This window comes from Streptomyces sp. NPDC102283, from assembly GCF_044766265.1.
Lineage (GTDB): Bacteria > Actinomycetota > Actinomycetes > Streptomycetales > Streptomycetaceae > Streptomyces.
Genome location: NZ_JBIWLQ010000002.1, coordinates 83,442 through 110,061, shown reverse-complemented (window position 1 = coordinate 110,061; position 26,620 = coordinate 83,442). Strand labels below are relative to the sequence as shown.

3 protein-coding genes (2 of these 3 only partly in view) are annotated in these 26,620 nt (G+C 75.5%); all 3 read left to right on the top strand.

Features of this window, described 5'->3' with window-relative positions; all coding sequences use genetic code 11:
* Tightly spaced (each overlapping or abutting the next), the 3 genes in view from ACIRJT_RS04965 to ACIRJT_RS04955 form a layout consistent with a single transcriptional unit that may run on beyond the window.
* Window positions 1-9,573, top strand: the 3' portion of a protein-coding gene (locus ACIRJT_RS04965) for an amino acid adenylation domain-containing protein (protein WP_403904638.1). The gene continues 7,959 nt to the left of window position 1, outside the view; 9,573 of the gene's 17,532 nt are visible here — the last part of the coding sequence; its start codon lies off the left edge, out of view; its stop codon occupies window positions 9,571-9,573.
* Complete coding sequence (locus tag ACIRJT_RS04960; RefSeq protein WP_403904635.1) at window positions 9,570-25,163, top strand: amino acid adenylation domain-containing protein; 15,594 nt, start codon at window positions 9,570-9,572, stop codon at window positions 25,161-25,163. The genes ACIRJT_RS04965 and ACIRJT_RS04960 overlap by 4 nt, the downstream gene beginning before the upstream one ends.
* On the top strand, window positions 25,160-26,620 hold the beginning of the coding sequence (locus tag ACIRJT_RS04955) for an amino acid adenylation domain-containing protein (protein ID WP_403904632.1). The gene runs 14,043 nt beyond the window's last position; the window shows 1,461 of its 15,504 coding nt (coding positions 1-1,461); its start codon is at window positions 25,160-25,162; its stop codon lies beyond the right edge, outside the window. The genes ACIRJT_RS04960 and ACIRJT_RS04955 overlap by 4 nt, the downstream gene beginning before the upstream one ends.

Genomic DNA, 26,620 nt, shown 5'->3' with positions numbered 1-26,620 from the left:
AACGCGTTGGCGCGTCTGCTGATGTCGTACGGGGTCGGCCCCGAGGACCGGGTCGCCCTGCTGCTGCCCCGCTCCACGACCCTCGTCGAAGCGGTCCTCGCCGTCGCCAAGACCGGGGCCGCCTACGTCCCCGTCGACCCCACCCACCCCCGCGACCGCATCGCCTGGACCCTCCGGGACGCCGCCCCCGCCCTCGTCCTCACCGACACCGCGACCCTCGGCAGCGCCCCCGCCACCTGCACCGCCCCCGTACTCGCCCTCGACGAGGAGCCCCATGCGGGGAGTTGGCGGCGGCAGCCGGACGGCCCGGTCACCGACGCGGAACGCACCGGGCCGCCGCGTCAGGACAACGCCGCCTACCTCGTCTACACCTCGGGCACCACCGGCCGCCCCAAGGGCGTCGTCGTCACCGGCCGCAACCTCGCCCGCCTCTTCGACGCCACCGCCGAGGACGCCTTCGGCCCCGACGACGTGTGGACCCTCTTCCACAGCTACGCCTTCGACTTCTCCGTCTGGGAGATGTGGGGCGCCCTCCTCCACGGCGGCCGCCTCGTCATCGTCCCCAGCACCGTCACCCGGTCCCCGGACGAATTCCTGGAGCTGCTGCACCACGAGGGCGTCACCGTCCTCAACCAGACCCCGTCCGCCTGCTACCAGCTCACCGAGGCCCTCACCGCCCCCGGCTCGCCCGGCCTCCCGCCCGCCCTGCGCCTGATCGTCCTCGGCGGTGAGGCACTCGACCCCGCCCGCCTCGCGCCCTGGCTCCGGAACCTCGAAGGGCCCCGGCTGGTCAACATGTACGGGATCACCGAGACCACCGTGCACGTCACCACCCACGACCTCGCCCCCGGGGCCCTTGTCCCGGGCGTGAGCCCCGTCGGCCGGGCCATCGGCGACCTGCGGATCTACCTGCTGGACCGGCGCCTGCGCCCCGTCCCGCCGGGCGTGGCCGGTGAGCTGTACGTCGCCGGGGCCGGGCTCTCCCGCGGCTACCGCGGACGTCACCCGCTGACCGCCGAACGCTTCGTCGCCGACCCGTTCGGCGCGCCCGGCACACGCATGTACCGCAGCGGCGACCTGGCCCGCTGGACCGGCGACGGCACGCTCCACTACCTCGGCCGGGCCGACAGCCAGGTCTCCCTGCGCGGGTTCCGCATCGAGACCGCCGAGATCGGGGCCGTGCTGTGCGACCCGGGCGGAGCACGCTCCGCCGCCGTCCTCCTGCGGGAGGACCTGCCCACCGGGCCCGGCCTCGTCGCCTACACGACGGGCGGCGTCCGGGTCGCCGAACTGCGCGCGGCCTGTGCCGCACGGCTGCCGGCGTACATGGTGCCCACCGCCTTCGTCGCCCTCGACCGGCTGCCGCTGACCGCCAACGGCAAGCTCGACCGGAGCGCCCTGCCGCTGCCGGACGCCGGGGCCGGGGAGCCGCCCGCCGGACATGCCCCCCGCACCGCCCACGAACACCTCGTCGCCCGGCTCTACGGCGAGGTCCTCGGACGCGCCCCCGCCGCCGTGGACGAGGACTTCTTCGCCCTCGGCGGCCACTCCCTGCTGGTCACCCGCCTGGCCGGACGCGTCCGCGCCGAACTCGGTCTCGACGTCCCCGTCCGGGCCCTGTTCGAAGCCCCCACCGTCGCCGCCCTCGCCGCGCGGCTCACCGGACTCACCCGCACCCCGGACGCCCGCGTCCCCGCGCTCGCGCCGGCCGCCGAACGCCCTGGACGGCTCCCGCTGTCGCCCGCCCAGGCCCGCCTGTGGTTCCTCCACCGGCTCGGCGGACCCGCGCTCACCTACGCCGTACCGCTGCTGCTGCGGCTGCACGGCCCCCTCGACGAGGACGCCCTCGGGCGCGCCCTCGCCGCCCTCACCCGACGCCACGAGATCCTGCGCACCTGCTACCCCGAGCACGAGGGACGCCCGGTCCAACAGGTGCTGCCCGAGGCCGCCCCCGTACCCCTGACGACCGCGCTCCTGGACGGCGAGAGCGCCGAGGACGCGGCGCGGCGGCTCGCGGCCGAGCCCTTCGACCTGGGCGGCCGGCCCCCGCTGCGCGCACATCTGCTCACCGGCCCCGGCGACGAGCGGGCCCTGCTGCTCGTCGTCCACCACATCGCCTACGACGAGGCCTCCACCGGACCCCTCGTACGGGACCTCGCCCAGCTGTACGCGGCCGAACTCGACCCGGACCACGCGGCGCCCGGAGCCCCCGCGCTCCAGTACGCCGACTACACCCTCTGGCAGCGCGAGGCGACCGCCGACCGGGAGGACGGGCTGCTGGCCTACTGGCGCACCGCGCTCGCCGGAGCCCCCGAGGAGATCACCCTGCCCCTGGACCGGCCCCGGCCGGCGGAGGTCGACGAGCACGGGGACTCCGTGGAGTTCACCATCCCCGCCGACACCCACCGGGCCGCCGTCCGGATCGCCCGCGAGAACGGCGCGACCCTCTTCATGGTGCTCCAGTCCGCCCTCGCCGTCCTGCTCACCGCGCACGGTGCGGGCCACGACCTGCCGATCGGCACCCTGCTCAGCGGCCGGGGCGAGCCCGCGCTCCAGGAGATGCCGGGCCTGGTCGCCAACACCGTGGTGCTGCGCACCGACACCTCCCAAAGCCCCACCTTCACCGAACTCCTCTCCCGGGTCCGAGCGGTGGACCTCGACGCCTTCGACCACGGCGACCTGCCCTTCGAACGGCTCGTCGACGCCCTCGCCCCGCAGCGCTCCCTCTCCCGCCACCCGCTCTTCCAGGTCGCCCTGATCCACCAGAACGCCCCGCACCGCACCCACACCTTCGGACCGGCCACCGCCGAGGTGGAACTCGTCGAGACCCGCGCCGCGAAGTTCGACCTGACCCTCGCCGTCGTCGAGGAGCCCGGAACGGACGGGCTGCGCGCCGCCCTCAACTACCGCACGGCCCTCTTCGACCGCCCGACCGTCGACGCCCTCGCCCACCGGCTGACCGCCCTGCTCCACCGGCTCTGCGACCGCCCCGGTCTGCCCGTCGACCAGGTGCCCGTCCTGGACGGGGCGGAGACACGGTCGGTGCTCGCCGTCTCGACCGGCCCCGGCACTCCGCTGCCCGGACGCACCCTCGTCGACCTGGTGCGCGAACAGACCGCCCGGACCCCGGCCGCCGAGGCCCTGCGCGACGGAACCCGCAGCTGGAGCTACCGAGAGTTCGACACCGAGGCCGACCGGCTCGCCGGACTCCTCACCGAGCACGACGTCCGACGCGGCGACACCGTGGCCGTCGCCCTGCCCCGCTCCGCCGAACTCGTCCTCGCCGTCCACGCCGTCCAGCGCGCCGGGGCCGCCTACCTGCCGCTCGACCCCGCCCAGCCGTCCGCGCGCATCAGGTCCCAACTCCGCGACGGGGAAGCGGTCCTGCTGATCACGGACCCCACCGCACCCCTGCCCGAGGAAGCCGTCGGCGACCTGCCGACCCTCGACATCACCGCCGACGAGGTGCCCCGCTTCACCACCGTCCTCGACACGCCCCGCCCCGCCGACCCCGCCTACGTCCTCTTCACCTCCGGCTCCACCGGCCGCCCCAAGGGCGTCTGTGTCCCGCACAGCGCCGTCGCCAACCGGCTCCGCTGGGCCCAGGACACCTACCGGCTCACCGGGGACGACCGCGTCCTCCTCAAGACCCCGGCGACCTTCGACGTATCCGTCTGGGAACTCTTCTGGCCGCTGCTCGCCGGCGCCACCCTCGTCACCGCGGGACCCGACGACCACCGCGACCCGGCCGCGCTCGCCCGGCTGCTGCGCGAACACCGCGTCACCACTGTCCACTTCGTGCCGTCGATGCTCACCGCCTTCACCGGCGTCGCCGCACCCGACGACTGCGCCACCCTCCGCCGCGTCCTCGCGAGCGGCGAAACCCTCACCCCGGCCGCCGCCGAGGGACTGCTGCGACTCGCCCCGGGCGCCGAGCTGCACAACCTCTACGGGCCGACCGAGGCCGCCGTCGACGTCACCGCCCACCCCGTCACCGCCGCCGACCTCGCCTCCGGACACATCCCCATCGGCCGCCCGGTGTGGAACACCACCACCCTCGTCCTGGACGCACGGCTGCGCCCTGCCCCGCCCGGCGCGGCGGGCGAGCTGTATCTCGCCGGAGCCCAACTGGCGTACGGCTACCACCGCCGCGCCGCCCTCACCGCGACACGCTTCGTCGCCGACCCCTACGGCCCGCCCGGCAGCCGCCTCTACCGCACCGGTGACCTCGCCCGGCTGCGGGCCGACGGGGTGCTGGAGCACCTCGGGCGGGTCGACGACCAGATCAAGCTGCGCGGCCAGCGGGTCGAGCCCGGCGAGATCCGGGCCGTGCTCGACGCCCACCCCGAGATCGCCGCCGCCGCCGTGGTGGCCCACGAGGACACCGCCACCGGTGCCACCCACCTGATCGGCTACGTCGTCCCCCGTACGGGAGGCGACTCCGCGCTGCCCGCCGGGGTGGAGGAACACCTCGCCGCCCGGCTCCCCGCACACCTCCTCCCCACCGCCCTGATCCCGCTGCCCGCCCTGCCCGTCACCGCCAACGGCAAGCTGGACCGCGCCGCGCTCCCGGCCCCGAGCCTCACCTCCCCGGCGACCCGGACCGCACCCCGCACGGACGAGGAGCTGCGGCTCGCCGCCCTCTTCGCCGAACTCCTGCGGACCGAGCACATCGGCGTCGACGACAGCTTCTTCGCCCTCGGCGGCGACAGCATCCTGTCCATCCAGCTCGTCGGCGCGGCCCGCAAGGCCGGACTCGTCTTCACCCCCCAGGACGTCTTCCGCCACCGGACGGTCGCCGGCCTGCTCACCGTCGCCGAGCGCGCCACCCCGGCGGCCCCGGCCCGTGCCGTTCCCGCCGCACCGGACGACGGGGCCCGGGGCCGCCCCACCCCGCTCCAGGAGGGGCTGCTCTTCCTCTCCCAGTACGACGGCCCGGGGTCCACGGGCGCCGACGGCGACCCGCTCGACGTCTACCACGTCCAGGTCGTCATCCGCCTCGTCGGAAACCTCGACACCGACCGTCTGCGCGCCGCGCTGCGCACCGTCGTCCGCCGCCACGCACCCCTGCGCACCGCGTTCACCGGCGACGAGAACGGCTGGACGCAGCGCGTGCACGCGGAGGCGGAACCGGGGTTCGACGAGCTGGACCTGCGCCGGCGGAAGCCGAAGGAGCAGGAGCGCCGAGCCGTCCGGCGGGCCGACGACGAACGCCGCCGCCGCTTCGACCTGGCCGCCCCGCCGCTGCTGCGCACCTCGCTCGTCCGCCGCTCGGAAACCTGCGAGCTCGTCCTCACCGGACACCATCTGGTGCTAGACGGCTGGTCGTTGCCCCTCCTCGTCCGTGAACTCCTGCACGCCTACGCGGATCTGGAGCTGCCCGCCCCGCCGGACTACCCGCTCCACCGCGCGTGGCTCGACGCCCAGGACGAGCAGAACGCCGCCGAGGCCTGGCGCGACGCGCTGGCGGGCATCACCGAGCCCACCCGGCTCGTCCCCGACGACCCCGGCGAGCAGGAACTCCCGGACCAGCACACGCTGGTGGTCGACGCGGAACTCACCGCCCGGCTCGCGGCGTTCGCCCGGGAACGGGAACTGACCCTGAGCACCCTCACCCAGACTGCCTGGGGGCTGGTGCTGAGCGCCCACACAGGACGGCGCGACGTCGTCTTCGGCACGGTCGTCTCCGGCCGGCCCGCCGAGGTGCCCGGTGTGACGGACATGATCGGCCTGTTCGTCAACACCATTCCCGTACGCGTCACCGTCCGCCCCGACGAGACACTCGCCGCTCTGGCGGCCCGCGTCCAGGACGAGTTCACCGCACTGCTGCCGCACCACCACCTGGGCCTGGCCGCCATCCAGCGGGCAGCCGGACACGGTGTCCTCTTCGACACCCTCACGGCCCTGGAGAACTACCCGGCCGACGGCATCCCCGCGCTCGCCGAGGCCACCGGTCTCGGCCTGGAGGAGATCAGGGGCCGGGACGCCACCCACTACCCGCTGACCTTCGCCGCCGTGCCCGGTGAACGGCTCACCCTGCGCCTCACCTACCGCCCGGCGGCCGTCACCCCGGCACGCGCGCGGGACCTCGCCGGACGCGTCGAGCACCTGCTGCGGGCGCTCGTCACCGCCCCGGACACCCGTGTCGCCGCCCTGGACGCGCTGACGGACAACGAACGCGCGACGCTCACCGCACACCGCGCCGGACCGCCCGCACCCGCGGCCCGCACCTGGGCCCAGCTCTTCGCCGAACAGTGCGGCCGGCGGCCGGACGCCGTGGCCGTGGACGCGCCCGAAGCCACCTTGACCTACGCTGAACTGAACGCACGGGCAAGTGAGTTGGCCAGGAGTCTGGGCGCCGCTGGCATCCGTCCGGGACAGTTCGTCGCGGTGATCCTGCCGCGCTCCGTCGACCTGGTCGTCGCGCAGCTCGCCGTCCAGCAGGCGGGCGCCGCCCATCTGCCCGTCGACCCCGACTACCCCGAGAACCGCGTCGCCGGGATGCTCCGGGACGCCCGCCCGGCGGGGATCCTCACCCACCGGGCGCTCGCCGACCGCTACCCGACAGCGCTGCTCACCGACGCGCCGGCACCTCCGGGTCGGGCTGCCGCGCCGCAGCCCGCCGTCACCCCCGACCACCCCGCCTACGTCATCTTCACCTCCGGGTCCACCGGCCGCCCCAAGGGAGTGGTCACCCCGCACCGGGGCCTGGCCGCCCTCGCCACCGCCCAGGCGGAACGGCTGGGCATCGACGACGACAGCCGGGTCCTCCAGCTCGCCTCCCCGTCGTTCGACGCCTCCGTGATGGAGACGCTGATGGCCCTGGCGACCGGCGCCACCCTCGTCGTCCCGGAACCCGGACCGCTCGCCGGACCGCTCCTCGGCGAGACGATCGGGCGTCGCCGCGTCAGCCACGCCCTGATCCCGCCCACCGCCCTCACCGGCCTCGAACCGGACGGGCTCGACTGCCTGCGCACCCTGATCGTCGGCGGCGAGGCGTGCACCGCACCGCTGAGCGCCCGCTGGGCCCCCGGACGCCGCATGGTCAACGCCTACGGGCCCACCGAGGCCACCGCCTGCGTCACCATGAGCGCAGCCCTGGACCCCGGCGCGACCCCGCCCATCGGCACCCCGCTGCACGGCGTACGCGTCCACGTCCTGGACACCCTGCTCCGGCCCGTGCCCAACGGCGCGACCGGCGAACTGTACGTGGCCGGACCCGGCGTCGCCCAGGGCTACCTGGGCCGCCCCCGGCTCACCGCCGGACGCTTCACCGCCGAGCCGGGCGGTCCGCCCGGCAGCCGCATGTACCGCACCGGCGACCTGGTGTCCCGTACCCCGGAGGGCTCCCTGCTCTACCACGGGCGCGCCGACGACCAGGTCAAGGTCCGGGGCTTCCGCGTCGAGCCGGGCGAGATCGTCGCCGCGCTCCAGGTCCGCCCGGAGGTCCGCGCGGCGGCCGTCGTACTGCGCCAGGACGACCCGGCGGGCCCGCGCCGGCTGGTCGCCTACCTGGTCCCGTCGGCGTACCCGGCCGAAGGCGCCGGCGCCGACCCGGCCGCGCCGTCCGGTGTCACCGGCCATCGGACCGAGGCGGCGGGGCTCGACACCGCCGCCCTGCGCGCCGCCCTCGCCCTCGTCCTGCCCGACCACATGGTGCCCAGCGCCTTCGTAGCCGTTCCCGGGCTGCCGGTCACCGCGAACGGCAAGCTCGACCGCGACGCGCTGCCCGCCCCCGACTTCGGCGCGGCCACCGGCGACACCGCTCCCGAAGGACCGGCGGAGGAGACGCTGGCCGCACTCTTCGCCGAGGTGCTGGCCCTGCCGTCGGTGGGCGCGCAGGACAGCTTCTTCGCCCTCGGCGGCGACAGCATCCTCTCCATGCGGCTGGTGGCCCACGCCCGCGCCGCCGGTCTGCGGATCACCCCGCGCGAGGTCTTCGAGCAGACCTCCGTCCGGGCGCTCGCCGCGCTGGTCTCCGGCCGCGAGCCGGACCCGGCTCCCGGCCTCCGGGTCCCCTCCCTCCCGGACACCGGACCCGCGCCCCTCACGCCCATCATGCGGTGGATGGCCGAACGGCCGGGCCCCACCGGCAGGTTCAGCCAGTCCATGGTGCTGACCCTGCCGCCCGGGATCACCCCGTCCGCGACGGCCGAGGTGCTGGGCGCGGTCCTGCGCCACCACGCGGTCCTGCGCGCCCGCATCGACCTGGACGCCGGGACCTTCGTCGTCCCGGAGCCGGACGCGGGACCCGCCCCGGCCCTGGACGAGGGCCCATCCGGTACGGGGACGAGCCCCGAGGCCCTGTCCCGCGAGGTCGACGACCTCGCCGCCAGGCTCGACCCGTACCAGGGGCTGATGGTGCGGGCCCGCGGCTATCCCGGGAACGCCGGGGAGCCCGGCAGGCTGCTGCTCGTCGTCCACCACCTCGCCGTCGACGGCGTCTCCTGGCGCATCCTGCTCGACGACCTCGCCCAGGCCTGGAACGACGTGTCCGCAGGGCGCGTCCCGCACCTGCCGCCGGCGACCACCTCGTTCCGGAACTGGGCCCACGTACTCGGCCGGCAGGCGTCCGCGCGCACCGCCGAACTGCCTCTCTGGGAAGGGATACTGGCCGCTCCCGACCGCCTCCCCGCTCCCGACCGCCTCCCCGCTCCCGACCGTCTCCCCGCTCCCGACCGGCTTCCCGAACCAGCGTCCGGCCCTACTGAGCCGATCGCCCTGGGCACGGTCGCCGAGGCCCGCCACCTGGTCCGGACCCTGGGCGGCGCACACACCCGCACCCTGCTCACCGGGGCCGCCGAACGCCACGGCGCCCGCGTCCAGGACCTCATGCTCAGCGCCCTCGCCCGCGCGGTACGCGAGTGGAGCGGGCGGGCCCGGGTGGACTTCGCCGCCCATGTCGAGGGCCACGGCCGGGAACAGCAGATCCAGGACGGCGTCGACCTCTCCCGCACCGTGGGCTGGTTCACCAGCCTCTACCCCGTACGACTGACCGCGACGGCCACCGAGCGGCCCGGCGACACCCTCGCGCGAACCCGCGTCCACCTGGCACGCCTTCCCGACAGCGGCATCGGCTACGGCCTGCTGCGCTACGCGGCGCAGCCCCCGACGGGCTCTCCGCGAGTGGAAGCGGACGGCCCCGCCGCGCCCCTGATCGCGTTCAACTACCTGGGGCGGTTCGGCACGGCGCCCGCGGGCGGGGGAGCGGCCTGGACCCCGGCGCCCGGGGCCGGAGTGCTCGGGGGTGCGATCGACGACGCGCTGACCATGGCACACGCGGTCGAGATCAACGCCCTCACCCGGGACACCCCCGAGGGCCCCCGGCTCGACACCCGGCTCACCTGGTCCCCCGCGGCTCTCGACGACCGGGCGGCGCACGACCTCGCCGACTGCTGGCAGCGCGCGTTGGCCGCCCTCGCCACGGACGCCCCGCCACCCCCCGGACCGGAGCCCACGGCCGGGCCCGCCGACCGGTTCACCGACGGACCCGCCGACCGGCCCGCCCACGGTCTGTCCCCGCTCAGCCCCGAACAGACAGCCATGCTCGAAGCGCGATGGAGGAACCGGTGAGTGCGGACCACGGCCTGGAAGACATCCTTCCCCTGGCGCCCCTTCAGGAAGGCCTGCTCTTCCACGCGGACCTCTCCGACACCCGAGGGGCTCCCGGTGCGACCGGTGGACTCGACGTCTACACCATGCGTCTGGTCTTCCGCCTCGACGGTGACCTCGACACCGCCGCCCTGCGCCGCGCGACGGACACCGTGCTGGACCGCCACCCCCACCTGCGGGCGGCGTTCCTCCAGGAAGGCCTCGACCGGCCCGTCCAGGCGATCCCCCGCGCGGTGGAGGTTCCCTGGCGGGAGATCGACCTGCGGGACGCCGCTCCCGAACGGCAGCGTGCCGAGGAACAGCGGATCCTGGACGAAGAGCGCGGCCACCGCTTCGACCTGACCCGGCCCCCGCTGCTGCGGCTCACCCTGCTGCGCCACGGCGACCAGGACCACACCCTCGTTCTGACGGTGCATCACATTCTGCTGGACGGCTGGTCGGTGCCGTTGCTCGGCAAGGAACTGTTCACCGCCTACGCCCAGCACACCAAGGCGCCCGCCGCCCCCGTCCTGCCCGCGGTCCGGCCCTACCGGGACTTCCTGGCCTGGCTGGCCGTCCAGGACCGGCCCGCCGCGACGACCGCCTGGCGCGAGGCGCTCGCCCCGCTGACCGCACCCACCCTCCTCGCGCCGGCCGCCCCGGGCGCGGTCGTGCCCGAGCCCCCCGTCCAGCTCGACCTGCGGCTCTCCGCCCCGACCGGCGAGGCGCTCGGGGCCTTCGCGGCGGCCCGGCAGCTGACCACGGCGACCGTCCACCAGGCGGCCTGGGGCGTCGCGCTGGCCCGGCTGACCGGCCGCGCGGACGTGGCGTTCGGTACCACCGTCTCCGGCCGGCCCGCCGACCTCGACGGCGCCGAGTCCATGATCGGCCTGTTCATCAACACCCTCCCGGTCGTCGTGCACGCACCCCCGCGCGCCCCGCTCGCGGACATCGCCACCACCCTCCAGGCCGGCCGCACGAAGCTCCTCGGCCACGAACACCTCGGACTGCCGGACCTCCAGCGACTGGCCGGAGTCGGGGAGCTGTTCGACACCCTGCTGGTGGTGGAGAACTTCGGCGTGGACACCCGGGGGCTCGCCGACGCCCAGGCGGCGGGCGGCCTCACCGTGCGGTCCGTCCGCGGCGAGGACGCCACGCACTACCCCGTCACCGTCGTCGTCCACCCGGGCCCCGAGACCCGGATTGCCCTGCGCTACCGGCCCGACCTCCTCACAGCCGACCGCGCCCGGGCCCTCGGTACCGCCTACGTCCGGGTCCTGGAGGCCCTGGCCACCACCCCCACCGCCCCGGCGGGCACGGTGGAACTCCTCACAGCACAGGACCGCCGCCGCGTCCTCGACGACGGAGAGGCGCTCGCCCCCGGGGCCGAAGAGCCGACCGGGTCCATCCCCGACCGGTTCGCGCGGGCCGTCGCCCTGGACCCCGAGGCCACAGCGGTGACCGACGGCGGCCGGGCGCTGAGCTACCGCGAGCTCGACGCCCTCTCCGATCGGACGGCCCGCCTGCTGAGCGCGCACGGCGCGGGCCCGGGCACGTTCGTGGCCCTCTCGCTCGAACCGTCCGCCGAGCAGATAGGCGCGATCCTCGGCGTCCTCAAGACCGGCGCGGCCTACCTGCCGCTGCCCGCCGACGCCCCCGCCAGCCGTATCCGGCCCCAACTCGCCGCCGCGCGACCGGTGGTGGGAATCACCGCCTCTCCGCGACAGCGGGACAGTCTGCCCGCGACCGACGGAGCCGCCGAGCGCCCCGGCGCGGGATGGCTGACGCTCGACGACCTCCCGGCTGCGGCCCCGGACGTCACCCCGTACACCGCCCCGGCCGTCCCCCCGGGCGCCGCCGCCTACCTCATCCACACCTCCGGCTCCACCGGACGCCCCAAGGGTGTCGTCGTCGAACACCACAACGTGCTCCGGTTGTTGGACGCCACCGACGACGACTTCGGGTTCGGCCAGGACGACGTGTGGACGCTCTTCCACGGTTACGCCTTCGACTTCTCCGTCTGGGAGGTCTTCGGGGCCCTGCTGTACGGCGGCCGCCTCGTCGTCGTACCGCGCGCGACCACCCGCGCGCCCGAAGAGTTCGCCGCCCTCCTGCGCCGCGAACACGTCACCGTGCTCAATCAGACCCCGTCCGCCTTCCACCAGCTCGCCGACGTCCTCCTCGGGGCACCGGACGACAGTGAACTCGCCCTGCGTACGGTGGTGTTCGGCGGCGAGGCGCTCGACCCCGGGCGGCTCGCCGGCTGGTTCGAGCGGTACGGCGACGGCGGCCCCGAGCTGGTCAACATGTACGGCATCACCGAGACCACCGTGCACGTCACCCATCGGACGCTGGAGGCCGGCGAGACGGCCGCGGCGGACGCCCCGACGAGCCCCGTCGGGCGACCGCTCGACGACCTCGGAGCCCGGCTCCTCGACACCGCCCTGCACCCGGTCGCCCCCGGGGCCACCGGCGAGCTGTACATCGCCGGGCCCGGCCTGGCCCGGGGGTACCTGGCCCGGCACGCCCTCACCGCCACCCGCTTCGTCGCCGACCCGTACGGGGCGCCCGGCACCCGCATGTACCGCACCGGGGACCTCGCCCGCTGGACGGCGGACGGCGAACTCGACTACCTCGGGCGTGCCGACGAACAGGTGCAGATCCGGGGCTTCCGGGTCGAACCCGGCGAGGCGCGCGCCGCACTCGCCGCACTCGACGAGGTCGCCGACGCCGTCGTCCTCGCCCGCCCCGCCCCCGGCGGCGGCACCCGGCTCCTCGCCTACGCCACCTCCGCCGCCGGCCCGCTCGCCCCGGACCGGCTCCGCGAAGCCCTGCGCGAACGACTCCCCGACTACCTCGTCCCGGCCGCCGTCATCCCCGTCGATCATTGGCCGCTCACCGTCAACGGCAAGCTCGACCGCAACGCCCTGCCCGAACCGGAGGCCGCCGCCACCCCCTGCGGGCGCGCCCCGGCGACCCCGCAGGAGGAGATCGTCGCCCACCTCTTCGCGGAGGTCCTGGAACGCGAACAGGTCGGAGCCGACGACGACTTCTTCGCCCTCGGCGGCCACTCCCTCCTCGCCACCCGCCTCGCCTCGCGCATCCGGGCGGCGCTCGACGTGCAACTGTCGGTACGCGACGTCTTCGAGGCCGCGACCGTCGCCGCCCTCGCCCGCCGCGTCCAGCACGCCGGACGGGCCCCCGAACCGCTGCGGCCCCGGCCGCGCCCCGCCGAGCTGCCGCTCTCCCCGGCGCAGCGCCGGCTCTGGTTCCTCCAGCAGCTCCACGGCGTCGGGGCCGACTACAACATCCCCTTCGCCGCCCGGTTGACCGGCCCCCTCGACATCCCCGCCCTGCGCGCCGCCGTCCTCGATGTGATGAACCGTCACGAGGCGCTGCGTACCGTCTTCCCCGCCACGGACGGCCGACCGCGCCAGCACATCGTCGATGCGTTGGACCTCTCCGATCCGCTCACGGTCACTGAGGCCACCGGCACCGAGGGCGAACTCCGGCGGTACGTCGAGGAGATGGCGGGGGCGGCCTTCGACGTCGAGCGGGACGTGCCGCTGCGCGCGGGCCTGCTCCGGCTCGCCCCCGACCAGCACCTCATCGTGCTCGTCGTCCACCACATCGCCGCCGACCAGTGGTCCGCCCGCCCGCTCCTCACCGACCTCGCCGCCGCCTACGCCGCCCGCACCGGGGGCGATGCCCCCGCCCGGCCGCCGCTGCCCGTCCAGTACGCCGACTTCACCCTGTGGCAGCGCGAAACCCTCGGCTGGGACGACGACGCGCCCGACGCGGACGGTGTGGCCACAGCCCAGCTCGACCACTGGCGGACCGCTCTGCGCGACCTGCCCGCCGAACTGCCCCTGCCCACCGACCGGCCGCGTCCGCCGGTCCCCAGCCACCGCGGCGGCTTCGTCCGGTTCGCCGTGCCGCCCCGGGTACACACCGCGATGCGCACGCTCGCCCGGACCGAGTCCACCTCGCTGTTCATGGTCGCCCACGCGGCGCTCGCCGCCCTGCTCGCCCGCACCGGGGCGGGCCGGGACATCGTCATCGGCACGCCCGTCGCCGGACGCCACGACACCGCGCTGGACGACCTCGTCGGCTTCTTCGTCAACAACCTCGTCCTGCGCACCGACCTGTCCGGCGACCCCTCCTTCCGCGACCTGCTGCACCGGGTGCGGGAGGCCGACCTCGCCGCGTACGCCCACGCCGACGTCCCCTTCGAGCACCTCGTCGACGCGCTCGCCCCGCACCGCTCCCTGGCCCGGCACCCGCTGTTCCAGGTGATGCTGGCGTACGAGAACCGGCAGGCGGGCGAGATCGGGCTCCCCGGGCTCACCACGACGACCGTCCCGGCGTTCGGCCGCTCCGCCAAGTTCGACCTGACCTTCACCCTCTCCGAACGTGACGGGGCCGACGGCATCGAAGGCGTCCTGGAGTACACCGAGGACCTCTTCGAACCCGCCACCGCACAGGCGCTCGCCGACCGTCTGGTCCGCCTCCTGACCGAGGCCGTCACCGCCCCCGCGACGCCGCTGCACCGGCTGGAGATCCTCGGCCCCGCCGAACGCACCGCGCTCCTCGGCCGCCCCGAGGACTTCGGCGCCCCGCAGGGCGACTCCTCCACCACCCTGCCCGGACTCTTCGCCGCCGTCGCCGCCGCACACCCCGACGCACCCGCCGTCGCCGGTCCGGACCTGGCCACCGGCGAGCGCACCGAACTGGACTACCGGGGGCTCGACGCCGCCGCGAACGCCCTCGCCCGCCGCCTCGTCGAGCACGGCGTACGGCCGCAGGACCGGGTCGCGGTCATGCTGCCCCGTACCGTCGAGGCCGTCGTCGCCCTGCTCGCCGTCGCGAAGACGGGGGCCGTCTACCTCCCCGTCGACCCGGACTACCCGGCGGACCGCATCACGCACATGCTCACCGACGCGGCCCCCACCCTCGTCCTCGCCGCCCCGGCAGCCCCCGCCTTCGACGGCGCGTCCCGGCTGGAGGTCGACGGCAGCCCGCCGTCCGGTCCCGCCGACGACCCGAGCCACTGGCGTACCCAACGGCCCGACACGGCGGCGTACATCATCTACACCTCCGGGTCCACCGGCCGGCCCAAGGGCGTGGCCGTCACCCACACCGGGCTGCCCGCCCTGGCCCGCACCCTCGCCGACGCCTTCGGGGCCGGACCGGGCGACCGTGTCCTCCAGTTCGCGTCGTTGAGCTTCGACACGTCGGTCTGGGAGATCGTCATGGCGCTGTTCTCCGGCGCCGCCCTGGAGATCGTGCCCGCCGACCGGCGGCTCGGCGAACCGCTCGCGGACTTCCTCGCCGAACACCGCGTAACCCACCTCACCGTCCCGCCCGCCGTCCTCGCCGCACTCCCCGACGACGCCGTCGCCCCCGGCACCACGCTCATCGTCGCCGGAGAGGCCTGCACCCCCGCTCTCGTCCGCGCCTGGGCCGGACGCACCCGCATGTTCAACTCCTACGGCCCCACCGAGACCACCGTCGACGCCACCCTCTGGCGGTGCGACCCCGACCGCCTGCGCGCCGACGACAACAGCCCGGTCCCCGTCGGCGCCGCCGTCGCCGAGACCGCAGCCCTCGTCCTGGACGCGGCGCTGCGGCCGGTACCGCCCGGCACCCCCGGCGAGCTGTACGTCGCCGGGTCCGGGCTCGCCCGCGGCTACCTGGGCCGCCCCGGCCTCACCGCGGCCCGCTTCGTCGCCGCCCCCTACGGCCCGCCCGGCACCCGGATGTACCGCACTGGCGACCTGGCCCGCCGCCGCGCCGACGGAGAGCTGGAGTACCTGGGCCGCGCCGACCACCAGGTGAAGCTGCGCGGCTTCCGCATCGAACTGGGCGAGATCGAGTCCGCCCTGACCGCGCTCCCCGGCGTACGCCAGGCCGCCGCCGTACTGCGCGAGGACCGGCCCGGCAACAGGCTGCTCGCCGGGTACGCCGTCGCCCGGCCGGGTGCCGACCTCGCCCCCGACCGGCTGCGCACGGCACTCGCCCACACCCTGCCCGACTACGCCGTTCCGGCGACCGTGACCGTGCTGCCGGCCCTGCCGCTCGGGCCCACCGGCAAGGTGGACCGCGCGGCGCTGCCCGCCCCGGCCACCAGCACGGCCGACGACGCCCCGCTGACCGGTGCCGCCGCCGCACTGGCGGACCTGTTCGCCGACACCCTGCGCATGGACGCGCGGCCCGGCGGTGACGACTCCTTCTTCGCACTCGGCGGCGACAGCATCTCCTCCATCCAACTCGTCGCCCGAGCACGGCAGTCGGGCCTCGCGCTCAGCGCCCGGCAGATCTTCGAGCACCCCACCCCGCGCGCCCTCGCGGAGGTGGTCACCCCACACGCCCCCGCCGCATCCCGACCCGACGACCTCGACCGGAACGCCCCGGCCCTGTTCACCCCTCTCATGCACTGGCTGCGCCGCAGCCCGGGACACTGGGGCGCCTTCCACCAGTCGATGCTGGTCACCGTGGCGTCCACGCTCACCGAGGACCGGCTGCGGACCGCGATCGGACACCTCCTGGTCACCCACGACCTGCTGCGCGCCCGCGTCGCCACCGATCACCCCGACGGCCGCCCCCGGCTCACCCCCTGCGACACCGCACCCGACCCGGCGGCGCTCCTCACCGTCGCCCCGGTCACCGGCGACGACGCCGGGCTGCGGCGGGCCATCGACGCCCACTCGCGCGCCCGTGCGGCCGAACTCGACCCGGAACAAGGCTCAATGATCCGAGTCGTCTGGTTCCCGCGCGGAGCAGGCCGGGACGGCAGACTGCTGCTGCTCGTCCACCACCTGGCCATCGACGGGGTCTCCTGGCGCATTCTGCTGCCCGACCTTGCGCACGCCGTCTCCACCGGAACACCCCCCGCCCGGCCCGACACCTCCTTCGCCCACTGGGCGGACGCCCTGTACGGTGATGCCGAACGCTTCGCCGCCGAACGCCCCCACTGGGACGGCGTCCTGGCGGACCGCCCCGCCCCGCTCGCCCCCCGGGACGCGGCGGCCGCCCCACACACCCCGGGCGAACTCCGCACCGAACTCGCCCCCGGTCTCACCGCGCCCCTGCTCACCTCCACCGCCGCCGCGTTCCACGCCCGCCCCGACGAACTCCTCCTGGCCGCGCTCGTCCACGCGGTCGGCGGCGACGGTCCGGTCCTGGTCGACCTGGAGTCCCACGGCCGCCACGAGGAACTCGCCCCCGGAACCGACCTCTCCCGCACCGTCGGCTGGTTCACCACCCAGTACCCCGTCCGGCTGGACCCCGGCACCGGAGGCGTCGGCCAGGACGTCAAGCGCGTCCGCGACCGGCTCGCGGCGGTCCCCGGCCGGGGCGCGGGCTACGGGGCGCTCCACCAACAGGCCCCCAGCGGGTCCCAGATCGCCTTCAACTACCTGGGCCGGTTCACCGCCGACACCCCTGACGGGCACTGGGTCCCCGCACCCGAATCCGACGCCGTGCACCCGGGACCGCAGCCGGTCCTCCTCGGCGGACACGTCCTGGACCTCAACGCCTCCACCCTGGACGGCCCGGAGGGTCCCGTGCTGACCGTCCGGTGGACCTACGCCGCCGACCTCATCGGCCCCGACCGGATCCGGGCCGTCGCCGACCGGTTCACCGCGGCCCTCACCGAACTGGTCCGTCGACGCGACGAACCCGGCTTCGCGGGGCACAGCCCGGCCGATTTCCCGGTGGCGCTCGACCGGCACGAGATCACCGAGCTCGAAACGGCGGTCCCCGCACTCGACGGCGTACTGCCCCTGACCCCCCTCCAGCACGGCCTCGCCTACCACGCGCTGACCGAGGAGGCCGGGAGAGACCCCTACGTCGTCCAACTGGAGCTGGAGATCCGCGGACCGCTCGACCCCGGCCGCCTGCGCGAGGCCGCCCGGGCCGTCGTGGACCGGCACGCCAACCTCCGCGCCGGCTTCCGCCGCCTCACCACCGGCCGCCTCGTGCAGTACACGAGCGCCGACGCCGCGCCGGAGTGGACCGAGCACGACCTGCGCGCCCGCCCGGACGACCTCGCGACCCCGGTCACCGACGACCGCGCCCGCCCCGACGCCCTCACCGCCCTGGTCGTCGACGACCGTGCCCGCCCCTTCGCCCCGGGCCGGCCCCCACTGCTGCGGTTCACCCTGATCCGCACCGCCGAGGACCGGTGGCGGCTGCTGTTCACCAGCCACCACCTGCTGCTCGACGGCTGGTCCACACCGCTCCTGCTCACCGATCTGTTCGACGCCTACGCCGGACGCCCCCCGGTGCGCCGCCGCCCCTTCGCCGACTACGCGCGGTGGCTCGCCGGCCGCGACCGGCCCGCCGCCGAAGCCGCCTGGCGCACCGCCCTGGACGGCATCACCGAACCCACCCTCACCGCCCCCTCCGGCACACCGTCCACCGTCCTGGTCCCCGAGGAGACCGCGACCGTCCTCGACGCCGCCCTCACCGCCGCGCTCCAGGACCGCGCCCGCACCACGGGCACCACCCTGAACACCGTCGTCCAGACCGGATGGGGGCTCGTCCTGTCCCGGCTCACCGGACGCGACGACGTGGTCTTCGGCAGCGCCGTGTCCGGCCGCCCCGCCGAACTCGACGGTGTGGAAGGGATGCTGGGCCTCTTCGTCAACACCCTGCCCACCCGGGTGCGGACCGCCCCCGCCCGGACGCTGGGCGACGCGGTCGTCGACCTGCACGCGCGCCAGACCGCCCTGCTCGACCACCAGCACCTCGGGCTCGCCGACATCCAGGGCCTCGTCGGCATGCCCGCGCTCCTCGACACCCTGACCGTCTTCGAGAACTACCCCTTCGACGACGACGCGCTCTCCGGCAGCGAACGCGCCGCCGGGCTCGACGTACGCGGCGTCGGCGGGCGGGACGCCACCCACTACCCGCTGACCCTCGCGATCACCCTCCAGGGCGGCCGACTCCGGCTCGTCCTCAAGCACCGCCCCGACCTCTACGACACCCCGGCCGCACGGGCGGTCCTCGACCGGCTGACCCGCGCCCTGGACCACCTCGCCCACCGGCCGGACCTCCCCGCCGGACAGGTTGACCTCGCGCCGGAGACCCCGGCCGGCCTCACCGGGCGGCCGGGCACGCCCGCCGTCCTCGGCTGCGCCGCCACGGTCGCCGCCGTCGCCGCGAGGACCCCGGACGCCGTCGCCGTACGGCCCCTCGACGGAGGACAACCGGTGACCTACGCCGAACTCGTCGCGCGCGCCGCCCGGTTCGCGGAACGACTGCGAGAGGCGGGGGCCGGACCCGAGAAGGTGGTCGCCCTGTTGCTGCCGCGCTCCGTGGACCTGGTCGTCGCCGAACTCGCCGTGGCCTGGACCGGAGCCGCCTACCTGCCGCTGCACCCCGACTGGCCCGCCGAGCGCGTCCGCACCGTCCTCGGCGCGGCCGGTGCGGTCGCCCTGGTCCGCGGGCCCGGCGCCGACACCGCCGCGTACGGCCCGGTGCCGGTGCTCCACCCGACCGTGGACCACGTACCGGCGGGACGCACCGATACGCCGCCGCCGGCGGCCGCCGCCCCGCACCGGCTCGCCTACGTGATGTACACCTCCGGCTCCACCGGCGAGCCCAAGGGCGTCGCCGTCCCCGAGAGTGCCGTGCTCGCCCTCGCCTCCGACAGTCGGTTCGCCGGCGACGCCCACCGGCGGGTGCTCGTCCACTCGCCGCACTCCTTCGACGCGGCCACCCACGAGGTGTGGGGCACCCTGCTGCGGGGCGGCGAACTGCTCCTCGCCCCCGACACAGCGCTGGATCCCGCCCGCTGGCGTTCCCTGTTGATCGGTGAGAAGGCCGCGAGGAAGGCCGGAGCCGGGGGAGCGGACAGCGCCTGGTTCACCGCCGGACTCTTCGCCCTCCTCGCCCAGGACGCCCCCGAGACGTTCACCGCCCTGCGCGAGGTGTGGACCGGCGGCGACATCGTGTCCCCCGGGGCCGTGGCCGCCGCACACGCCGCCGCCCCGCACCTTCGCGTCGTCAACGGCTACGGACCCACCGAGACCACGACCTTCGCCACCGCTCACACCTTCGACCCCGACGCACCCGGCGAAGGACCGCTGCCCATCGGACGGCCGCTCGACGGAACGACCCTCCGGGTGCTCGACACCGCCCTGCGCCCGGCCCTGCCCGGAGTCCCCGGCGAGCTGTACATCGGCGGAACCGGGCTCGCCCGCGGCTACCACGGCCGCCCCGCCCACACCGCGACACGCTTCGTCGCCGACCCCCACGGGCGGCCGGGGGAGCGGCTGTACCGCACCGGCGACCTGGTGCGCGTCCGGCCGGACGGGGCCCTGGACTTCCTCGGCCGCGCCGACGACCAGATCAAGCTGCGCGGCCACCGCGTCGAACCCGGAGAGACCGAGGCGGCCCTCCTCGCCGAGGCGGGCGTCGCCCGCGCCGCCGTCGTCCTGCGCACCGACCTCCCGGGCGGCCCGGCCCTCGTCGGGTACGCGGTCCCCGCACCGGGCACCGTCCTGGACACCGAGGCACTGCGCGCCCGCCTCGCCGCCCGCCTCCCCGACTACCAGGTCCCCGCCCGCCTCGTCGCCGTCGAGGCGCTGCCGCTCACCGAGAACGGCAAGCTCGACCGCGCCGCCCTGCCCGCCCCCCACACCGCCGAACCGGCCGGCCCCGGCGACCTGCCCCCGCACGACCAGCGCACCGAACTGCTCTGCCGGATCTTCGCCGACGCACTCGGACTGCCCGGCTTCGGCCCGCACGAGGACTTCTTCGAGCGCGGCGGGCACTCACTGTCCGCGATGAGCCTGGTGGGACGGGCCCGGACCCTCCTCGACACGGAGCTGTCCGTCGGCGACCTGTTCACCGCGCGCACCCCGGCGGCGACCGCCGCCCTGCTGCGCGGAGCCCGGAGGACCTCCCGGCCCTCGGAACCGGCCCACCGGCCACGCCCCGCCGAGCCGCCGCTGTCCGCCGCCCAGCAACGCCTCTGGTTCCTCCACCGACTGGAGGAGGAACCCACCGCCGCGTACAACGTGCCCATCGCGCTCCGCCTCACCGGCACCCTCGACGAACAGGCGCTGGAGCGGGCGCTCGCCGACCTCACCGCACGCCACGAGGTGCTCCGCACGGTATTCCCCGAACGCGAGGGCCGCGCCGTCCAGCGCATCCTCGCCCCGGGCGACGCCCCCGTACCCCTCACCGTCCGGACGACGACGCCGGACGCCCTGGACGCCGCGCTGGCCGAGGCCGCGAGCCGGCCCTTCGCCCTGGAGCGGGAGACGCCGCTGCGCGCCGGCCTGTTCCGGGTGGCCCCCGAGGACGGGGCGGGCCCGCACCACGACGTACTGCTCCTCGTCCTGCACCACATCGCCGGCGACGAATGGTCCGTGCGCCCGCTGCTCGACGACCTCGCCGCCGCCCTCGCGGCCCGCTCCGACGGCCGGGGCCCCCAGTGGGCGGCGCTGCCCCTCCAGTACGCCGACCACACGCTGCGGCAGCGGGCGCTGCTCGGCGACGAGAGCGACGAGGACAGCGAGATCAGCCGGCAGGTCCGCCACTGGCGGGACCAGCTGGCCGGACTCCCGGCGGAACTGCCCCTCCCCGTGGACCGGTCGCGCCGGCCGGACACCGGCCACGACGGAGGCATCGTCGAGTTCGGCCTCTCCGCCGAGGTCAGCGCCGGGCTGCGGCGGCTCGCCTCCCGCGCCGGCGCGACCCCGTTCATGGTCGCCCACGCGGCGCTCGCCGTCCTGCTCCACCGGATCGGCGGCACCGACGACGTCCCCGTGGGAACACTCGTCGCCGGACGCGACGACGCCGCCGTGCACGACCTCGTCGGCTTCTTCGTCAACACGCTGGTCCTGCGCACCGACGTCGCCGGCGACCCGACCCCGGCCCAGCTCGTGGCCCGCGCCAGGGCGGCCACGCTCGACGCACTCGACCACGCCGACGTCCCCTTCGAGCGTCTCGTGGACCTGCTGGACGTCGAACGCTCCCTGGAACGCCACCCGTTGTTCCAGGTGATGCTGAACTACCAGATCCGCACCGCCGAAGGACCGGAACTCGGCGGCCTGGGCAGCACTCCCGTCGCGGTGCACACCCGCACCGCCAAGTTCGACCTCACCGTCACCCTGGTCCAGGAACCGGGCGCCGAGGGCGTGCTGAACGGAGGCATCACCTACCGCACCGGGCTCTTCGACGAGGAGACCGTACGGAGGATCGCCGCCTGGTACGAGCGGGTCCTGGCCGCCTTCGCGGAGCGGCCCGACCGGCCCGTCGGCGGTCTTCGCCTGCTCACCGACGACGAGCACCACCGGCTCCTCACCACCTGGAACACCGCCGAGGAGCCGGTGCGGGCGCCGTCCGTCGCCCGGGAGTTCACCGAGCGCGCCGCCGGCACGCCGGACGCCCCCGCCGTGATCCACGGCGACCGGACCGTCGCGTACGGCGAACTCCTCGGCGACGCACGGTCGCTCGCCGTCCCGCTGCGCGAGTACGGGGTAAGCCGCGGCGAACCGGTCGCCGTCCTCCTGCCCCGGTCGGCGGACCTGGTCACCGCCGCGCACGCCGTGCTCCAGGCCGGCGGGGCGTACATGCCGCTGGACACGGACCACCCGGCGGCCCGGCTGTCGGCGATGCTCGACGCGAACCCGCCCGCCGTCCTCCTCACCGACCGCGTCCACCGGGACCTGTTGCCCGAGGGATTCGACCGGCCCGTTCTGCTCCTCGACGACCCGCGCCCGGCTCCACCCGCCGACTTCGCCCCCGCCGCACCCCACCCCGCCCAGCCCGCGTACATCCTGCACACCTCCGGCTCCACCGGCCGCCCCAAGGCCGTCGTCGTCCCGCACGGGGCGCTCGCCAACCGGCTCGCCTGGACACAGCGGCGCTTCCCCCTCGGGCCGGGGGACCGCATGCTGGCCAAGGCGGCACCCGGCTTCGACGTCTCGGTCTGGGAGCTGACCGGGCCCCTGCTCGCCGGGGCCGCCGTCGTCGTCGCGGGACCCGACGAGCACCGGGACCCCGCCCGTATCGCCGGACTGATCCGCGAACACGGCGTCCACGCCGTCCACTTCGTGCCCTCGATGCTCGACCTGTTCGCCGCCGAGCCTGACGCGGCGCACTGCACCTCGCTCCGGTGGCTCTTCAGCGGCGGTGAGGCCCTCACCGACACGCTCGTGCGGCGCTGCGCCGAGGTGTTCGCCGCCCCCGTCGTCAACCAGTACGGGCCGACCGAGGCAGCCGTCGACGTTACCGCCCGCACCGCCGTACCGGGCGAAGGACCCCTCGTGCCGCTCGGCGCCCCGGGAGCCGGCACCCGCGCCTACGTCCTGGACGCGGCGCTGCGGCCCGTGCCGCCCGGGGTGAGCGGGGAACTGTATCTGGGCGGAGCCCAGTTGGCGCTCGGCTACCTGGGCCGGAGCGCGGGAACCGCCGAACGCTTCGTCGCCGACCCGTTCGGCCCACCGGGGGAGCGGCTGTACCGCACCGGCGACGTGGCCCGTTGGAACGGGCGGGGAGAGCTGGAGTATCTGCGCCGCGCCGACGACCAGGTGAAGCTGCGCGGCGTACGGATCGAACCGGCGGAGGTGCGGACCGCCCTGCTCGGCCACCCGGGCGTCCGGGACGCCCTCGTCCTCGTACGCGACGACCTGCCGGGCGCGGCCCGGCTCGTCGGCTACGTCACCCCCGGCGACCCGGCCGCGCCACCGCTCCCCGCCGACCTGCTCGCCCACGGCGCGGGCCTCCTGCCCGGGGCCCTGGTGCCCTCCGACGTCGTCGTCCTGGACCGCTTCCCGCTCACCGTGAGCGGGAAGGTGGACCGCTCCGCACTCCCCGCGCCCGCCGTCGCGGACCCGACGGCGGGCGAGCTGCCGGGGGACCCGACCGAGGAGATCCTCGCCGAACTGATCGCAGACCTGCTGAGGGTGCCCGCCGTCGGACGGCAGAGCAGTTTCTTCGGTCTCGGCGGCGACAGCATCACCTCCATCGTGCTGGTCAGCGCCGCCCGGCGGCGGGGGCTCGTGATCAGCCCCCGTGACGTCTTCGAACAGCGCACCCTGTCCGCCCTCGCCCGGGTGGCCCGGCGGGAGGAGACCGCCGCACTGGTCCACGACCCGGGGGCCGGAGCCGTGCCGCTCACGCCCGTCATGCACGCGCTGCGCCGGCGCGGCGGCGACCACCGGGCCCACCACCAGTCCCTCCTGGTGACGACCCCGCCCGACCTCACCAGCGAGCGGCTGCGTCGGGCGCTCGGCCTTCTCGTCGCCCACCACCCCGTCCTCGCCGCCCGGCTGGCCGGCGCGGACGGCGACGCCTGGACGCTCCACGTCCCCGAGGCCCCGGCCCTCGCCGACGATGTGCTCCGTCACCTCCCCGCTCCCGGGGACGGAGGCGCCTCCCTCACGGACGCCGTCACCGAGGCGTCGCGCGCCGCGGTCGGCGAACTCGACCCGCGCACCGGCCGGATGCTGCGCGCGACCCTCCTCGACCCCGGTGACGGGGGGCCCGGCCGGCTGCTGCTGGTCGCCCACCACCTGGTGGTCGACGCGGTGTCCTGGCGGATCCTGCTGCCCGACCTCGCCCAGCTGTGCGCCGACCCCGACGCGCCGCTGCCCCCGGTCGAGACGTCCTTCCGCACCTGGTCCCGCGCCCTGACCGCCACCGCCGCCGACCGTCGCGCCGAACTCCCCTACTGGCGCGAGGTGCTGGGCGAAGCCGGACCCGCCCCGTACGGCCGGGAACCCGACCCCGCCACGGACACCCCGGACACCGTCCACCGGCTGATCACCACCGTCCCCGCCGACCTGGCCGAACCCGCGCTCAACGAGGTGACCACCGCGTTCCACTGCACCGAACAGGACGTCCTGCTCACCGCGTTCGTCCTCGCCCACACCCGCTGGCGCAACGACAGAGGCGTCCTCGTACTGCTCGAAGGGCACGGCCGCGACGCCGCGCTCCCCGAAGTCGCCGCCCCCGCCCGGACGGTGGGCTGGTTCACCAGCCAGTACCCGTTCCGGGGACGTCTCACGGAAGCCGGCCCCGACGCGACCATCGCGGACCCGAACGCTGCCGGTCGGCTCCTCAAGCAGCTCAAGGAACAGCTCCGCGCGGTTCCCGACCACGGCATCGGCTACGGGCAGCTGCGCCACCTGGACGCCACGTCCGGGGCCGCGCTCGCCGCCCGCCCCGAACCTCTGACCGGCTTCAACTACCTGGGCCGCTACGACATCGGCGAGGACGACGCCGCGGCGCCCGAACCCTGGACCCCGAGCCCCGAGTCGGCCGCCGTGTGGCGTCCGGCCCCCGCGCTCGGCGTCCACACCGCGGTGGATCTCGACATCACCGCGCTGCGCCGCCCCTCGGGCACCGAGCTCTCGGTCAGCTGGCACCACGCGAGCCGGCTCGTGAGCGACGAGGAGATCGCGGTCCTGGACCGCTGGTGGCGCACCGCCCTGGAGACCCTGGTCGCGGCCGCCCGCACCCAGGCCGCCGGGCACACCCCGTCCGACCTCGGCCTGCTGTCGCTGAGCCAGGACGAAATCGACGAGTTCGAAGACGAGTGGAGGACCACGTGACCGGCGCACCCCAGGGACTGCAGGACATACTCCCGCTGTCCCCGCTCCAACAGGGGCTCTACTTCCTGTCGTCCTACGACGACAGCGCGCTGGACGTCTACAACGTGCAGCTCGGCCTGGACCTGACGGGACCGCTCGACACGGACCGCCTGCGCCGCGCCGTCGGGGCCCTCCTGAACCGCCACCCCAACCTCAAGGCCGCCTTCCGCACCCGCCGCAACGGCGACCCGGTCACCGTCGTCCCGCACACCGTGGACCTCCCCTGGCAGGACGCCGACCTCTCCGGCCTCGACGCGGCCGAGCGCGACCGGCGGGTCGAACGCCTCACCGACGCCGACCGGCACACCCGCTTCGACCTGGCCCGGCCGCCGCTGATCCGCTTCACCGCCATCCGCCTGGCCCTGGAGCGCCACCGGCTCCTGTTCACCCACCACCACCTCCTGCTGGACGGCTGGTCGACCGCCCGCGTCGTCCAGGAACTCTTCGCCCTGTACGCGGCCGACGGGTCGACCACCGCCCTGCCCGAGGTCCGCCCCTACCGGGACTACCTGGCCTGGGCCGCCGCCCAGGACACCGCGGCCGACGAGCGCGCCTGGCGCGGGGCGCTGGCCGGTCTCGACGGTCCTACGTTCATCGCCCCCGGCCTCGACGGGCAGCCGCAGGCCCAGCCGGCCGCCCGGGACGTGGACCTTCCCCCCGGCTCCGCGAGGGCCCTTGCCGCCACCGCCCGGGCACTGGACGTCACCGTGCCCGTCGTCGTACAGGCCCTCTGGTCCCTGGTCCTGGCCGACCTGACCGGACGCCGGGACGTCGTCTCGGGCACCACCGTCTCCGGCAGGCCCGCCGAACTGGCCGGGGCCGAGTCCATGGTCGGGCTGTTCATCAACACCCTTCCCGTACGCGTCCGGATCCGGCACGACGAGACCCTCGCCGAACTGGTCCGGCGCACCGCCGGTGAACAGGCCGCCCTCCTGGCTCACCACCATGTCGCGCTCGCCCGGATCCAGAAACTCACCGACAGCGGCGGCCCGCTCTTCGACACGCTGTGCGTGTTCGAGAACTACCTCGTCGAGACCGGAACCGACGACCAAGGTGGCTCGGAGGAGAAGGAGTTCGCGGGGCTGCGCGTCGAGGCCGTCACCGGCCGGGACGCCACCCACTACCCGCTCACCCTGGTCGCCGCCCCCGGCGCCGACGGAGGTCCGGTCCTGCGGCTGAGCTACCGCACCGACGCCCTCGGCGAGGACGACGCCGCACGCATCGCCGGCCGACTGCGGCGCGCCATCGAGGAGTTCACCGCCGACCCGCACCGACCGCTGCCCCGCACCGACCTCCTCACCCCCGAGGAACGCGACCGGGTCCTGAACACCTTCAACGCCGACACCGCCCACGTCGAACCCGCCACCCTGCCCGAACTCTTCGAACGGCAGGCCGCCGCCCACCCCGACCGGCCCGCC